The organism is Novosphingobium clariflavum (genome assembly GCF_026420865.1).
Lineage (GTDB): Bacteria > Pseudomonadota > Alphaproteobacteria > Sphingomonadales > Sphingomonadaceae > Novosphingobium > Novosphingobium clariflavum.
Genome location: NZ_JAPCWC010000051.1, coordinates 1 through 13,803, shown reverse-complemented (window position 1 = coordinate 13,803; position 13,803 = coordinate 1). Strand labels below are relative to the sequence as shown.

Genomic DNA, 13,803 nt, shown 5'->3' with positions numbered 1-13,803 from the left:
CTTGGCCGGGCAGGGCGCGAATGCGCCCCTCACCGACCGCGTTCTTCACGCGGACGGTGGTGCGATCCGGCCATGCCGGGGAGAGTTTCAGCTGGGCAGATGTCCTGCGATCAGCGCGCTATCTGCCGGGTCAAGGCAGTGCCGATATCAGCATGCGCGGCGACAAGGGCGCCGATCGCGCGCGAAACGACAGCGCTCGATTCGTCGTCGGGCGTCATGCACCAGCGTTTGCCTGCGTGTCGGATGTCGATCAGTCGATCGGTCCGGTTGTCGATGCCGAACGTATAGCCGTCGCGCTCGCTGACGCCCGCAACCGTGACGTCGGTGGTTTTCTGCATGACAGCGACGATGGGCGGGATCGCGGGCGTCAGCGTCACGATGTCGACGATTTCGGCAGGTGGGACCGTCGCGGGCGCAGGCGGCTTGCCGAGACGGGGCATCGCAGGGATGGGCACCAGGCCATTTACGGCATCCTGGGCCATGTCCGCTGCCATCGCGGTTGCCATGAAGATCGCGGTGCGCGCGAGATCGTGAGCGATGGCCTCGCGATGCGCGTCGGAGAGCGTCGGCAAAAGATGGCAGAGTTTGGTGTCGAGCGCGAAGGCGACGGGTTCGGCATTGGGATCGATGCACATGGGTCATGACCTTTCGGCAGAGATCCGGACCCCATGTCCGGATTGCCGATCCGCTCCCCCTTCCCTGCCGGCGCAGCCGGTTCCGGCATCGTTCGACGATGCCGGGGCGACGATAAGGGTCAGCCCGAGGGATGCGTGGGATGTTCGAGCGGAGGATGCTCGGATAGATGCCTGCGGGCCGTCGCGAGCTTGCGCAGCGTCGAGGCGAGAAAGAGTCCGTGCGACGTCTGGGGATCGACCAGTCCGGCGCGTTTGTTGAGCCGCGTCTCGTGATGCCGGATCGCGTCGACTGCGACCATGATGTCGTCGAGCGTCAGTGCGACGACCGTGCAGGTGACAGGCAAGGGCACGTTGCGCAGCGCGAAGGCGAGAAAATGGGGTGCGACCGGCAAATGGTGGGCGAGTGCCAGTTCGACGGCGTGTCGCAGCTGGTCCCTGTCGTACACCAGTTCTTCGAGCAGTCGCGACGCCGGCATCGCGGGAACGGCGCGGAACGCGCCATGTTCGAGCGTGATGGCGATGGGATCGCTCGAGGCGAGACCGATGACATGCTCGGAAAGGATGGCGATGACATCGCCCTCCTCGATGCAGGGTGTGTCGAGGCAGGCGTCATACGCCGCTTCGCTGCTGTCGTAATAATGGACGCGGTACATGGCGCTGTTCCTTTCGAGGTGGGAGGGATCAGGCGTAGCGGGGGCGCTCGGCGGGAAAGCGCGCGGGCGGCAGTCCGGAAAAAACGAAGGCCCGATAGCGTCCGCCGCTATAGGTGACCGAGCTGACCGGCGTGCGATGGTGCTGGAGGCGTGCGAGAAGGCGGTTGGCTCGCTGCATGGCGTCGATCGCGGTCCGTTCGTCGAAATGGAGCGCGATCGCGCGGACGAAAGTGCCGGTATCGTAGAACCAACCGCCCTCTTCAGGGCCGCCATAGGCGCGATCGATCTCGTAGAAGGCAAGGATGCTGCGCATGGGGGACTCCGTTGTTGCCGGGGCTGGAATTCATCCCCGATCCAAGTCCCTCGCTTCCCTCTCCCTTCGGTCAGGCGTCCGATGGTGCCGTCGTGGGGACGGTCATGACGCATCGGTCCGGTGGCGCCGGATCGCGGCCTCGGCATGGAGGCTGTCGACCAGATCGTTGCGGTCCGAGCGGATCTCGCTGTCGGGATCGGCGATGACCGCTGCGGCGCGGTCGAGCAGGTCGGCAAGGTTGCGGTCCTTCCTGCCGCCATCGGGCCGTGTCGGGTGCGCAGCTTCTTCCCCGGCCTTGTCGAGCGAGAGGACCAGGATCGTCGGCTTGCGGGTTTCGTCGAGAGAGCGGCTATCGGCGACGAAGCGTCCGCCGCGGGTTATCGCAAAGGCGTTGAATGTCGGCGAGACCCCGCCGTCGGCGTTGGGAATATGGGTGCCGCGATCGTGGAACTGGATGTCGATGAACCGGGGTGGTCCGCCGTAGGTCTTTTCGAGAAAGCAGAAGGTGACGCGGCGACCCTCGCTTGTTCTTGCGGTGATGGTGAACGCCCCGTCGGGGACGTCGATCGCCTTGTGCGGGACATCGTTGAACCCGGCAAAGCCGATGGCGAGGGCATCGGCCCGGCTCATGACGGGGAGATCGGTCATATCGGCCATGGGAAGCGGTCCTTGCTGGGGTCAGGCGGCGCGCCTGACATCGATGAGGTCGGCAAAGCGCGCGCGAACGGCGTTTGCGGTCGGGTAAAGGTTGGAGAGATCGTGGCGCGCCAGGATCGGTGCCCGTGACGCCGTGATGATCGCGGCCTCGTCATGGGTCGGCATGCGGGGCGGCCAGCCCCTGACGTAGCGCAGTTCGGGCGGCATCGCGGTTTCGAGGCGGCGACGCTCGGCGGCGTCGGCCTTGGCCGTGCCGATCCGTCGCGCGAGATCGTCGGGTAGCAGGCGCGGATCTGTGTCCGCGAGCCACCGGCCAGGCTGGAAGGAAAAGGTCGAACTCGCTTCGAGATCGACCAGATGCAGAAGCGCGTCGCGATTGGCCGGCGCCGATGCTGACGCTCTGGCGTCGGCGAGCGATTGGAGAACGCAGAAGCGGCAGGAAAGGCGCGAACTGCCATGGCAGGTATAGGCGATGTGGAGCGGAATATGCAGCGTGGCGTGGGCAGCCAGCACTTGCGGCGTCGTCCAGTGCGTCAGCGGGTTCCACAGCATCATGCGGGTGCCGTGGGGATTGCCCGCTGGCGCGTAGCGAGGATCGGGTTTCCATTCGGGCGTGTGAGCGCGAGCGGGACTTTCGTCGCGCCGAAGTCCCAGGACATTTACGATGGTCGCGCCGCGGAGGGTTCGTGCGAGGTGCGGGCCGATGACATGGGCTTTCATCTCGGATGTGCAGAACCGAAGCGCCGAGGAAGACCAGGGGCCTATCAGATTGTAGGTTTCGAGCGCCTCGTAGCGCGCCTTGCCGTTGGCAAAGCGCTTGGCCCAGCGATCGAACAGATCACCCGCAGCGCGGCGGACGATCGTAAGGGGCAGACCTGCCAGAGCGGAAAGATCCTCAACCGTCGCCGGGGTCTCGTCCCATTCGGCGCGGCCGAGATCGGCATGGAGGGCAAGGCGACGCTCACGGGGGTGGCCGAGTGCGTCGAGTAGCGGGTTGACCGTGAACATCGCGGCCGAGCTGTCCTTGCCGCCCGAAAGGTTGAACACGATCCATGCGCCTGCTGCGATGGCCTCGAGCATGGCGGGAGGCACTGCGATCGCGGGCAGACCGGATATGCGATGCGATGTGTCGGTGGTGACCATGGCCGATCAGGCCGCGAGGTTTTGCGGAAGCGCCATCCAGTCGAATTCTTCGAATGGCACGTTTTCCCAGGATGCGGCGCGCGAGGGATGATAGACGCTCGCGTGGCAGAGCAATCCGAGACTTTGGGTCGCATCGTTCCAGAAGCCGATATCGCCGCTCGAGGGATCGCTAACGGCGAGCACGACGCCATCGACGCCGCTGTCTGCCCCCGCTTCGATGCGGTGCAGTGCGCGCTCGAGGATCGTCTGGGTCGAATGGAAGCGGACGCCGTCCCCTGTGACGACGACACACCCTCCGGCAAATTCGCCGGGACGAAGCCGGTCGCAGTCCGACACCCAGGCAAAGCCGCAGGGAAGCGCGGATTTGCATGCTGCCAGGAGCAGGTTGGCGACCTGTTCGACGCCGAACTGTTCGCCGCTGAATGTGACTTGAGCGTCGTTGTCGTCGTTCGACCGGATGTCGATGGCGCAGTCGAGACAGGGGAAGCCAGGATCGGGAAAGATCGCGAGGAAGGTTCCGAACTTCGAGGCGCCTTCAGGGGGGAAGACAGCCCGGAATGCCGGATCGAGGGCGTCATATTGCCGCGCAAGATCCTCGTCCTCGCCGCCTGTGTCGAGGATGTCGCAGGCTTGCTCGGCGACGCGAAGGAGCATGGCGTCGGCATGGCTCATGAGGATGGTGAAGGCGGCTTTGGTGTAAGTGTTCGCCATGATGCTGATCTCCGTCAGGGTTGGGAACAGGCGCGGTCAGGCGCTTTTGGCGTCGGACAGACGCGCGCGTGCGGTCGCGGCCTCGTCCGGGAAGGCGCCTGCAAGGTTGGTGTGGAGGGTCTCGAAATCGGGGACCGGGAAGCGCCCGTCGGGACGCGGGCGAGTGATGAGCAGGGCGCTCACGACCGCGGCGGTGGAATCGGGATGCACGATCCGGGGGGTTTCGCCGTCATGGATGACAGGCGCGCTGAACCCGGCTTCGAGCCAGGTGCCAAGGCCCTCCTCGACCTGTTCGGCATAGGCACAGACGGCCTCGTCGGTCTCGTCGTCGATGTGCAGGACGAGCGTGACGTAGCGGCCGAAATCGTGGGCGTTCGACAGGGCAGCGAGACGGCAGCCGGGAGGCGGCGCGCCGTAGCGCGCGATCAGCGCGCATTTGTAGGTTGCGATTTCGAGGCGGTTGAGCGCGTCGAAGTCGGGCGATTGGCCAAGCTGCGCGCAATCCTCGTTGGTGGGACCGGCACCGAGGTCGATGACATGGGGCATGGGGTTCTCCGTCGATCGCTATTGATCGATCGCGCCCATCCCCCTCACCTTCTGCCTATGGTTCAGTCGCCAAAGAGGCGCCGCTTCATCGCGATCTGCGCCGGTCCATCCTTTGCGCCGAGCGTTTTCAGCCGGTCGGTTTCGAGAATGCGGCCAAGGTCGGCAGGAAGCCGCGCCCAGCGTGACGCGATCGCGATGGCGTCGGAAGCCGATTTCAGCTCGCCAGGTTCCGTCCCGTGCCAGACAATCGTGTCATCCTCGCCATCGAGATGGGGATGCGGTCGTAGAACGTGAACGAAGAAACTGTTCAATGGCCGGTCCCAACCGATGCTGACGCTGACATCGGGTTCGATGCCGGTGAAATCGTGACGGCTCATGTCGCGTCTCCTTGGAAGGTCAATTCCTGACGAATGTTTCCGGGTCACGCTGCAGAATGCCGGGTGACGAAAACCGATCCTATGTTTTGCCGTTCACGCCTTGGGACAGGCGATCGCGAATGACGTCGCTTCGGCGCGGATAGGCAAGTCGAGGCAGGTCCTGGCCTCTTCGGCGCGCGTCGCGGGTCAACTCGAAGCAATAGGTAAACAGCGGGCTTTGGCGATCGCGCGTGAGGATGCCGCGTTTGGTCAGGCGGGTGAGCCAGTCGGCGGGATGTTCGCCGGACATGGGCGCAGGCGCGCCAAGATTCACAAGGTGGGCGATTGCGCCGCCATGTCCTGAATCGAGTGAGCGGATTTTGGAGAGGGCGCGCCCGGATATCGTCTGCCCGGCGAGGCGCAGGACAGTCCTCGGCCTCGTTGTGCCCCGATAGGCCCCGGAGAGAGCGGCATAGACGACGCCGCAATGACCGAAGGCAGGATCGGAAAAGCTGACGACGGCATCGATGGCAGGTTTAGCCTGGCGCAACAACCTGAAGGCACGGGCTGTAAAGAAGCTCTCGCCGTTGGCTGCGACACTGGGCAGGCACAGGAGACGCTGAAGGACGCAGCCGCGTGCAGCATCGGCATAGCCGGTGTGCCGGCAAATCACCGCGTTGCTCGCGGGCACGCCGAAGACGATCAGACCTACGAGCGAGGAACGCCCCGCGGCGCCCGGGCCGAACAGGCCGCACGCCAGCTGGGCGGCGGGATAGCGGGGCAGGTAATGATGATCGGCGAGGAACGCCCTGGCGATCTCGTGGCTGACGGCATCGACGGCATAGCGCGACGGCTCGATCACCGTGTCGTTCGAGACGAAGAGGCTGCGCCGGTCGCGCCAGCGTTGTGAACGGGTGGTGAGCATGGGAGCGTCCTTGGGCCGTGAAGCGTGTCAGGCAGCGTAGCGCGACGTCTCGGGGCGCCGGCTGTGCCAGATGTCCGCGGCCCAGCCCTCGACCCAGGCATCTGTCATCGCGTCATGGTCGAGCTCGCCGGTTTCTATAAGGTCGCGGATTTCCGCCCGCGCCTGCGCGATGGCTTGTTCCCACGGATCGAGCGGCGGGGGCCGGACCGGGATGTCTGCGGCCTCGGTCACGAAGCGCGGGGGTTCGAGCAGACGCTCGCATTGGGTTCGATACCAGCGTTCCATGAAGTCGGCTGCAAGCCGGTCCGTCTTGGAGATGCGATGCCGCAGGGCATGCCGGCGTGCCGCGATGCCCCATCCCTGGCTGTCGATCGAGGCAATCCAGCGTGCGAAAGGCGCAAGATAAGGCAGAGCGTCGCCCTTGACCCCGAAGAGATGTGCCTTCGTCCCGATGGGCAGGTTATGGGTGAGCCGTTCGACGACGGCGATCAGTCCCTGGGGTCCGTGGGTCGGCCGACGGCACATGCTGCCGACACCGATGACCGAGCCGGGAAGGACGATCGCGTCGATGGAATCGAGCGATCGTGCATAGTCGTCGGGCTCGCGGCCCTGGATCACCGGCATGAACCGTTGGCGGATGCCGAGATCGCCGGCGCGTGCGAAGCATTCGCGGTTGGTTGCGGCAGTGCGCGCGATGCGGTCGAGAACCTCTTCCCGGTCATGGGCGACTTCGTGCTCGCAGCAGTAATCGACCGACGATATGCGCCGAAAGGGATAGGATGCGGCCAGGGTCATATAATCGGCGATCGACCATGGCAGGCCGCGGTAGCGCACCATCATGGTGTAGCCTGCGGAATCGAGGTCGAGACTTGCGAGGCCTCTCGCATGGGCGAGGGTCCCGGTTCGCCATCCGGACCATTGACGCCACCCATCGCCCTTGCGCCAGCGCGACAGGCAATTGGCCGAGATCAGAACGGGCGCGCGCAGCGCGGCAGCGCGCGCCAGAAGCGGGCCGTTCGCCAGATGGGGGAGGCCAAGGACGATTTCGATCGTCACAGATCTTCTCGCAGCATGAGCGTCAGCACGCGGCGCGTGATGCGCGCGTCAGCGGGGTCCTCGGAGCCATATTCGAGGCTTTCGTCATAATAGTCGATCGAGAAGAAGACGCGGACGTCGCCAACGGTAAACTCGCCGCGATTGCGCTCCCTGTCGCGGGGGTCGAACGTGCAGCGGCGCAGGGCCTGGAGGAGATGGGCCTGTGCGATCGCTTCGGACGCAGGCGTATCGCCGGCAAGAGCGCCGAGGCAGGTACGGGTGACGACGATGCGGGCGGTGCGATCGAGGCCTTGGCGGCAACGGTCGTTGAGGCGGCCTATGGTGTCGATGCGCGTATCGGTGGCGGCGCAGATCATGATCGATCCTTCCGTTTGCGGGGTTGGGTTTTGCGAAATGCGGTCAGGCGGCGATCGCGTGCGCGGGTCCGCGGCCTCGTTGGGGGAAAGCGGCATGGAAGCGATCGAGCCAGTCGGTCATCGTCGGTCGCTCGCCGATGGGTATCTGGCCCGCAACGTCCTGGAACCGGATGAGGTCTGTCGGCGCGTCGCGCACGATGCGGTCGATTTCATCCGGGGGAAGCAGCTGCTCGGCCCGAATGAAGAGCGTCATCGAGCCGGGCCGCGCCCGGGTCGTCCTGCGCCACAGACCTTCGACAGTATGCAGTCGCGGCGCGGCGCGCGCCTCGACCAGAACGATGAGGCGCAGGCACCATGCGGGAAGCGCGCGGATTTCCTCGGGCCGGTTGGCGATGCACAGCCATTATGTCGCCATTGAGACGATCCATTCCCTTTGACGGGATAAGGATATTGTCCCATTATCGATCGGGTCGGGGCAATAAAATGGAAACGCCCAGTGTCATGTCGAGGGTTCAGTGCATCTTTTCCCGTTCGATCCTTGGCTCGGCGTCGAGCCTATACTTCTTGATGGGACGATGATCCGGCCTGCGCTTGATGACTCCATAAAGCAGGACGCAATCAAATACTTACCCGAAACAAATCTCCCTTCTCTCCTTCATTCCGACGGAAGCCCCGTTGTAGAAGTCAATTCGTTCATCACGTTCCTGCGATCCGATGGCGTGTCCCTTGCCAGCGCAGGCCACTATGCTCGAGATCTTCAGGTCTTTGCCCGTTACCTGCGGGATGCGCGTTCAAAGTCGTTACTCGACGCATCGAGTGCCGACGTAGGGAAATATCGCAGCCTTCGGCTCGAAGGGCCGGGCGAGCTCCGACTATCGGGATCGTCTTGGAAGCGCACCTCTGCGGCGCTAACGCGGTTCTATCAATGGGCCGCCAGCGAGGACGCAGGACTGATATCAGTTGCGCCGAAAACCAGATTCCGCCGTGATGGCGCGGTTGCCGAAGATACGATCCGCATGATCCCGCTCGAGGATTACGTTCTGTTCCGAGACCAAGGCCTGCTCGGTGGGGGTTACGCGAACGGCATCACTCACCGGCGGAATCCGATGCGCGATGCCGCGTTCGCCGAGCTGCTTGTGACGACAGGGGTTAGGCTCGAAGAAGGCGCAAGCCTTCTGATCGGTGAGCTTCCGACGACGAACGCCCGCGTCTTTCACGGCTGTCGCAGCACCATGATCGACCTGCCCGCCAGAATCACCAAAGGGCGCAAACCTCGATCAGTGCCGTTCCCGAGGCGGGTAGCCAGTAACTTCATCGACGCTTATATTCGCGAGGAGCGGAGCCAGTTGGTCGATCGCTGGCGACGCGCGGGTGGGGTCCGGACCATGCGGCAGCCGCTCATCGGCACGCTTGCAGGCGGGCAACGCGTTTTGATCAAGGGCGAGCGGCGCCCTCGATCACTGGCGACTCTGCGCATCGACGAACGACGCAACCTCCTATTGCTGCCCGGATCGGGCGCACCATTGGAAAGTGCGCAGCCGGCAGCATTGTGGCTGGCGCAGGACGGCCAAGCCCTCACCCCCGCGGCATGGCAGTCGATATTCCGGCGTACCAGCAAGAAGTTGTCGGAGGACATGGGCTGGGACCTACACGTATCGCCCCATACCCTCCGGCATACCTTTGCCGTCTACTGGCTTACACACCTCGTCAAAGCGGAAGTGATGAGGCTCGACGATCGATCTGTCCCGGATCGAACCGAGGAAATCTACATGAAGGTTGTCAGCGACCCCTTGCGCCGGGTCCAGCGATGGCTGGGTCACGCCAGCGTCCTGACCACTGAAAAATATCTCACCTACCTCGATGAAGCCTTCGAAATCGTAGATCAGGCGGCCGAGGCGCTGGACTCTCGTCTGATGGGCTTCTTCTAGCAGTGGGTCGCCCTCGCCTCTCGTTCCGCGATTTACCTCCGCAGCAGGATGAGGAGCCGCGAGCCGACGCGATCGTAGCCTATCATCATCGTGACGGTGTCGGGCGCGAAATGACCTGGTTGCTGCACGAGGTGGGGAACGAAGGCCTGGGTCGCGATCTTGCCTTGTACCTTGGGCCGATGATGAACGAGCTGTTCGCCGGCCTGGCCGTCCCGAGTGTCGAACAGTATCGACAGAGCTGGATCCCGCTCGGGAAACATCTGTCCTCCAGCGGGCGCCTCAACGGGGGGCTTCGCGTGATCACGGCCGCTGACATCGATGCCTGCGACGTTCGGGGTCAATACTCCCGGTTCCGTTGCCTTGTTCACGGCCTTCGCGCGATAGACGAACGAAACCCTGATCTGCTTCGTCCGGATCTGAAGGCGCGGATCAACTTCACGAGCCGGCACAACGGAACGGCATTACGGCCCCGCGAACCGTTGACACCGTTCGTCGCTCGCGTCCTGAAAGACGCCGCTGATCGCAGCGTGGTAGCTACACGCGAAAGGATCTTGTCGGGCCGCGAGCAGATCGAAGCTTTGCGAAACAAGCCGGAGAGGAGCCGCTTTGAGAATGTGTTCCTGAGGGTCGCCGACGGCACGCGCCCCGCTCGAAGCGAGTTCGACATGTTCAAATATCGCAAGGTTGCCATCGCCGCGGCCAGCGATCTTCTCGTTCTGACCCTGCCTGATGCGATCTGCTTCATCATCGCCATCGCGCTCCGGGTCGAAATGCCGATAGAATGCCTGCGGACCCTGCGGCGCGACTGCCTGAAGAACCCCGCGAGAGGGTACGTCTCCATTGAATACACAAAGGGACGAGGCGGCCCCCGCGCGAAGATCAAGCGCGAACGCGTGCGTGATGGTGGAATTAATACGCCCGGCGGACTCGTTCGCCTTGCCCTCGAACTATCCCGACCCGCCGCCGAGCGAATGGCCGATCGAGGGGACCCGAATGCGGATTACCTGTGGGTGGGCTTCGTTGCAGCCGGACTGCCGAGCTGGCGGCGGTTCAGCCTTTCTACCCACAACTTCTATGCCGCGATCAGGAGCCTTGGGCTCGTCGACGAAGCGGGCAAGCCGATAACCAAGATCGTTCCCGCCCGGCTAAGGAAGACGGTGAAGCGGGACAATTACTTGCGCCACACAGGCCACCTTCGGCGCTTCGCGAGCGATCACTCGAAGCCAGTTGCCGCTCGGCATTATGCCGCGGTGGACGGGCTTCGAGAAGAGCATGCACGCTCGGTAGCGGTCGCTGAAGGTCAACTGTTCGACATGGCGATGATGCCGTTGGTCCTGCCACCGAAGGAGGAAGTCAGCGCGCTCGCATCCGGCCTCTCGATCGGAAACCAAAAGCTCGACGCAGGCGCGGTCGCGTCGTTGGTCTCAGGCGATGCCGATACGTTCCTTGGCATGTGTTCCGGCTTTTGGTCGAGCCCTCTTGGGCGGAACGACAACGGCTCCTGCGCCACCGCGTTCACCGGCTGCCTCCATTGCTCGAATGCAGTGTTCACCGCACGAAAACTGCCTGCATTGCTGACCTATCTGACATGGCTAGCTGAACGGCGCGCCGTCATGACGGAAGCGGAGTGGCACGAGCGCTACAGCGCCGACCATAATCGAATTATGGTACAGATACTCCCCGTGTTCGACGCTGGCGATATCGAACAGGCTCGGTCCACGGCGGAAAATGCCGCTGTGGCGCCAGCGCTGCCGCCACATCTTCAGCGGGGCTGAACATGCGTCGGGTTCTGGAACGTGCCGAAGCATCTTGGCGGATTGACCGTTCGGCATTGGTGATTCCGCCCCAGATGGTCGTGAGTGGCCGTGAGCAGCAGAATATCTCTCTGGTCGGGGACGATAAGTGGCTGCTCGAATGTGCCATCGCGCGGCCGACAAAGGCCCATGAAGCCTGTATCTGCTTCGGTCGGATCGCCGATGCTGATGAGCGGGAGCTCATACGAGAATACCTGTTCCTGTCTTTAAACTACGACTCCCGAGACAATGTGCGCGGCCGCCTCGGCGTCCTGAAACCTGGTTCGCTGATGCAGGTCGGCAATATAATCCGGCATTTTCTACAAGAAGTGCGGGAAGCCGGACTTCGACTCCACGAGATCGATCAGCCTTGGCTGGATCAGTGGCTGTCCGCGAAGCGGCACCTCGCACCGGCAACTCTTGTCTACAAGATCCTCTGCGTACGGCGACTTGCGCTCTATACGCCCTCCCTGTCGTTCCGGGGAATCGAGATAGCTCCTTGGGGTAACCGTTCAGCGACTAGGATCGCGGGATACCGGGGTGGCCGAGAAAATGTCACACCGCGAATACCGGAAGCCATTAGCGCGCCGGCGTTGCGGTGGGCCATGTTCTACGTCCATCATGGGATCGACGATCTTATCGCCCGACATCGTATAGCTGGCATCAACATCGCCGCGCGTCGGCAGAGAGTGTCACCGAAACTAAGCGACCAGCGCCTGCGCGCTTATTTGGATGCGCTTGAAGCATCGGGCTCTGGAGTACCGGCGACCCAAGATGGTCGACCCGCGTGGCCAGAAATCTGCAAGGCCAGCGGCCTCGGCGTGGCAGTGCTGAAGGCACGCTCAGCTATGCTCGAGAAGGCAATCTCGCAACTCGGAACCGAGCGCCCAGGCGCAAGCAGTGGTTGGGCCAGCATGCCAGGAACAAACATTGCGTGGCGGTCGCATCTTCCCAGCTTCAGCAGCCGTTATACCTTCATACCGGCGATAGCCGCGTGCTATCTCGTAATCGGCCTATTATCAGGAATGCGCGGCGAGGAAGCGGCCGCGCTCAAGCGTGGTTGCCTCAGACTCATGCGCGACGAACATGGGAAGGTTAAGGGCTACGAACTCGTCGGAAGAATCTTCAAAACCCGTAAAAACGTCGACGGCGCTGAACATCGCTGGACCGTGATAGAGCCTGTTGCCAGGGCCGTATTGGCAGCAATACGGTTGCAGGACTATCTACACAACAGCGCCGATCGAACGGAAGCGCCGCGAGATGATGAGCCCCTGTTCAAACCGGCCTTGATTCGGGGGGTGGGCAATGTCCAGCTTACGGCGCATCAATCGACCGTATACCTGAATTACTTTGCCAAAGAGTGTCGCCGGCTCGCCGAAGAAATGGCAGCGGCGGCGCCCGCCGAAGCCGACCGCATACTGGCACTTTATCATATCCCGGACGAGGGTGATGAACCCTGGCGGTGGCGCACGCGTCAGCTCCGCCGCACCCTTGCATGGTACATCGCCAGTCAGCCCTTCGGCGTGATCGCGGGCATGATACAATATGGGCACGCGAGCGCCATGATGTTCGAAGGCTATGCGGGCACTTCCCAATCCGGCTTCCGTTCGGAGATCGAAGAGGAACGTCGCCTCGCTCAGCTCAGCGATATCGTCGAGATGTACGAGGACTGGAAGGCAGGGATCAATCCAGGCGGCCCCATGCGATCGAAACTCGTCGCCGAATTTACAAGCATCAGAAACAAGATCGGAGATCTGCCCGGCACGGTCGTTGATGATCGGCGCCGCGCAAAAATGCTCTCGAACACCGCCGTCACGCTTCATCCGGGTTATATCAACGACTGCTTCTTCTATGCCGACCACGCCCTCTGCTTGAAGGTGAAAGGAGCTGAGGCGCAGCCGGCATTTACGAGGTGCCAGCCTGCTCGTTGTCCGAACAGCGTGGTGGCGAGGCGGCATGTGCTGGCTCTGCAATCATGCATCGCAGATGCCGAGACCATGAAAAATGGCAAGAACATCAGCCCGATCCAGAAACACGCCATTGAGGCACAGATCGATATTTACAGGCAGTTGCTGGAACAGGTCGAACGATGACGACGAAAGCGAACCCTCCCCGGAAATCGCAAGCCACCGTCGCGCTGCTTGACGCCTATAACCGCTTGCGCGACGGCAAAGGCACCGCGACGAATGGCAAGCTGAGCATAACCAATGTTGCGCGCGAGGCGGGGGTCAGTCGAGCGACGGCCTATCGATGCTCCAAACTTCTCGCTTTGTTCGATGAAGCTCCGAAGCCGCCGAAGGCTAAACCACAAAGCACGAGCGGCAAGGCCGAGCTGCGAAACGTGATCAACCAGTTGCTCAATCGTATCATCATGCTGGAGGCTGCGTTGGAAGCCAAAGACGCGGAACTCCGGCAATTGCGCTCAATGCTGCCAAAACCACGGCCGGCCGACTCATGATGCGAGCAAGTCCTGAGGACATTACAATCGACGCCACGTTGCACGCTCAATTCGCTCTACGCTACATGGCGACGCGAGACCGCCACGGGCGGGCTACGCATTGAAGGCAGGTTCAGTGTAAAACCCTCCCCGCTTGCGCAGCACTGATCCTCCCCTGCACAACGCTTGATGGATTTTGGTTGGGCCCATCACTCGACGAAGAATTCCCTCAATCAACGGCCCGCCTGCGACCAGCAGCTTGAATGGGTATCTCGCATGTAAATGACCGCGATT

16 protein-coding genes and 1 pseudogene are annotated in these 13,803 nt (G+C 62.8%); 4 read left to right on the top strand and 13 right to left on the bottom strand.

What is annotated here, in order from left to right; all coding sequences use genetic code 11:
- Positions 1 to 110 precede the first annotated feature (110 nt).
- The 12 genes and pseudogenes from OKA11_RS23690 to OKA11_RS23635 form a co-directional block, all read right to left on the bottom strand.
- Entirely contained in the window at positions 111 to 635 is a 525-nt protein-coding gene (locus OKA11_RS23690) for a hypothetical protein (protein ID WP_267224972.1), read from the bottom strand.
- Between the two features lie 119 nt (positions 636 to 754).
- Complete coding sequence (locus OKA11_RS23685) at positions 755 to 1,288, bottom strand: hypothetical protein (RefSeq protein ID WP_267224970.1); 534 nt, start codon at positions 1,286 to 1,288, stop codon at positions 755 to 757.
- Between the two features lie 28 nt (positions 1,289 to 1,316).
- On the bottom strand, positions 1,317 to 1,601 hold the full coding sequence (locus OKA11_RS23680) for a hypothetical protein (RefSeq protein ID WP_267224969.1): 285 nt from the start codon (positions 1,599 to 1,601) through the stop codon (positions 1,317 to 1,319).
- Positions 1,602 to 1,703: 102 nt separating this feature from the next.
- Entirely contained in the window at positions 1,704 to 2,258 is a 555-nt protein-coding gene (locus tag OKA11_RS23675; RefSeq protein WP_267224967.1) for a hypothetical protein, read from the bottom strand.
- A 21-nt stretch (positions 2,259 to 2,279) separates the two neighbouring features.
- Complete coding sequence (locus OKA11_RS23670; RefSeq protein ID WP_267224964.1) at positions 2,280 to 3,401, bottom strand: phosphoadenosine phosphosulfate reductase domain-containing protein; 1,122 nt, start codon at positions 3,399 to 3,401, stop codon at positions 2,280 to 2,282.
- Positions 3,402 to 3,407: 6 nt separating this feature from the next.
- Positions 3,408 to 4,073 carry a hypothetical protein gene (locus OKA11_RS23665; protein WP_267224962.1) on the bottom strand — a complete coding sequence of 222 codons (666 nt, stop codon included), beginning with the start codon at positions 4,071 to 4,073 and terminating at the stop codon, positions 3,408 to 3,410.
- A 75-nt stretch (positions 4,074 to 4,148) separates the two neighbouring features.
- The gene (locus OKA11_RS23660; RefSeq protein WP_267224960.1) at positions 4,149 to 4,658 is read right to left on the bottom strand and encodes a hypothetical protein; all 510 of its coding nucleotides are present in this window, start codon (positions 4,656 to 4,658) and stop codon (positions 4,149 to 4,151) included.
- Positions 4,659 to 4,720: 62 nt separating this feature from the next.
- On the bottom strand, positions 4,721 to 5,035 hold the full coding sequence (locus OKA11_RS23655) for a hypothetical protein (protein WP_267224958.1): 315 nt from the start codon (positions 5,033 to 5,035) through the stop codon (positions 4,721 to 4,723).
- Between the two features lie 79 nt (positions 5,036 to 5,114).
- Positions 5,115 to 5,939, bottom strand: a complete 825-nt coding sequence (locus OKA11_RS23650; protein WP_267224956.1) for a Mom family adenine methylcarbamoylation protein — start codon at positions 5,937 to 5,939, stop codon at positions 5,115 to 5,117.
- Between the two features lie 27 nt (positions 5,940 to 5,966).
- Positions 5,967 to 6,995 carry a deazapurine DNA modification protein DpdA family protein gene (locus OKA11_RS23645; RefSeq protein WP_267224953.1) on the bottom strand — a complete coding sequence of 343 codons (1,029 nt, stop codon included), beginning with the start codon at positions 6,993 to 6,995 and terminating at the stop codon, positions 5,967 to 5,969.
- Positions 6,992 to 7,351, bottom strand: a complete 360-nt coding sequence (locus OKA11_RS23640; protein WP_267224951.1) for a DUF3768 domain-containing protein — start codon at positions 7,349 to 7,351, stop codon at positions 6,992 to 6,994. The genes OKA11_RS23645 and OKA11_RS23640 overlap by 4 nt, the downstream gene beginning before the upstream one ends.
- A 43-nt stretch (positions 7,352 to 7,394) precedes the next feature.
- Positions 7,395 to 7,754, bottom strand: a pseudogene (locus OKA11_RS23635) (hypothetical protein); the annotation flags it as partial.
- A 172-nt stretch (positions 7,755 to 7,926) separates the two neighbouring features.
- Here OKA11_RS23635 and OKA11_RS23630 point away from each other — a divergent pair.
- From OKA11_RS23630 to OKA11_RS23615, 4 genes are all read left to right on the top strand, one after another.
- Positions 7,927 to 9,279, top strand: coding sequence for a tyrosine-type recombinase/integrase (locus OKA11_RS23630; RefSeq protein ID WP_037522502.1), 1,353 nt, complete (start codon positions 7,927 to 7,929; stop codon positions 9,277 to 9,279).
- A 110-nt stretch (positions 9,280 to 9,389) separates the two neighbouring features.
- Positions 9,390 to 11,054, top strand: coding sequence for a hypothetical protein (locus OKA11_RS23625; RefSeq protein WP_048939653.1), 1,665 nt, complete (start codon positions 9,390 to 9,392; stop codon positions 11,052 to 11,054).
- Positions 11,055 to 11,056: 2 nt separating this feature from the next.
- Entirely contained in the window at positions 11,057 to 13,165 is a 2,109-nt protein-coding gene (locus OKA11_RS23620; RefSeq protein ID WP_048939652.1) for a site-specific integrase, read from the top strand.
- Complete coding sequence (locus OKA11_RS23615) at positions 13,162 to 13,530, top strand: hypothetical protein (RefSeq protein ID WP_010409068.1); 369 nt, start codon at positions 13,162 to 13,164, stop codon at positions 13,528 to 13,530. The genes OKA11_RS23620 and OKA11_RS23615 overlap by 4 nt, the downstream gene beginning before the upstream one ends.
- A 93-nt stretch (positions 13,531 to 13,623) precedes the next feature.
- On the opposite strand, the gene OKA11_RS23610 is transcribed toward OKA11_RS23615, so the two are convergent.
- Positions 13,624 to 13,803, bottom strand: a 180-nt coding sequence (locus OKA11_RS23610; protein ID WP_267224942.1) for a hypothetical protein, incomplete at its 5' end; no start/stop codon positions are given.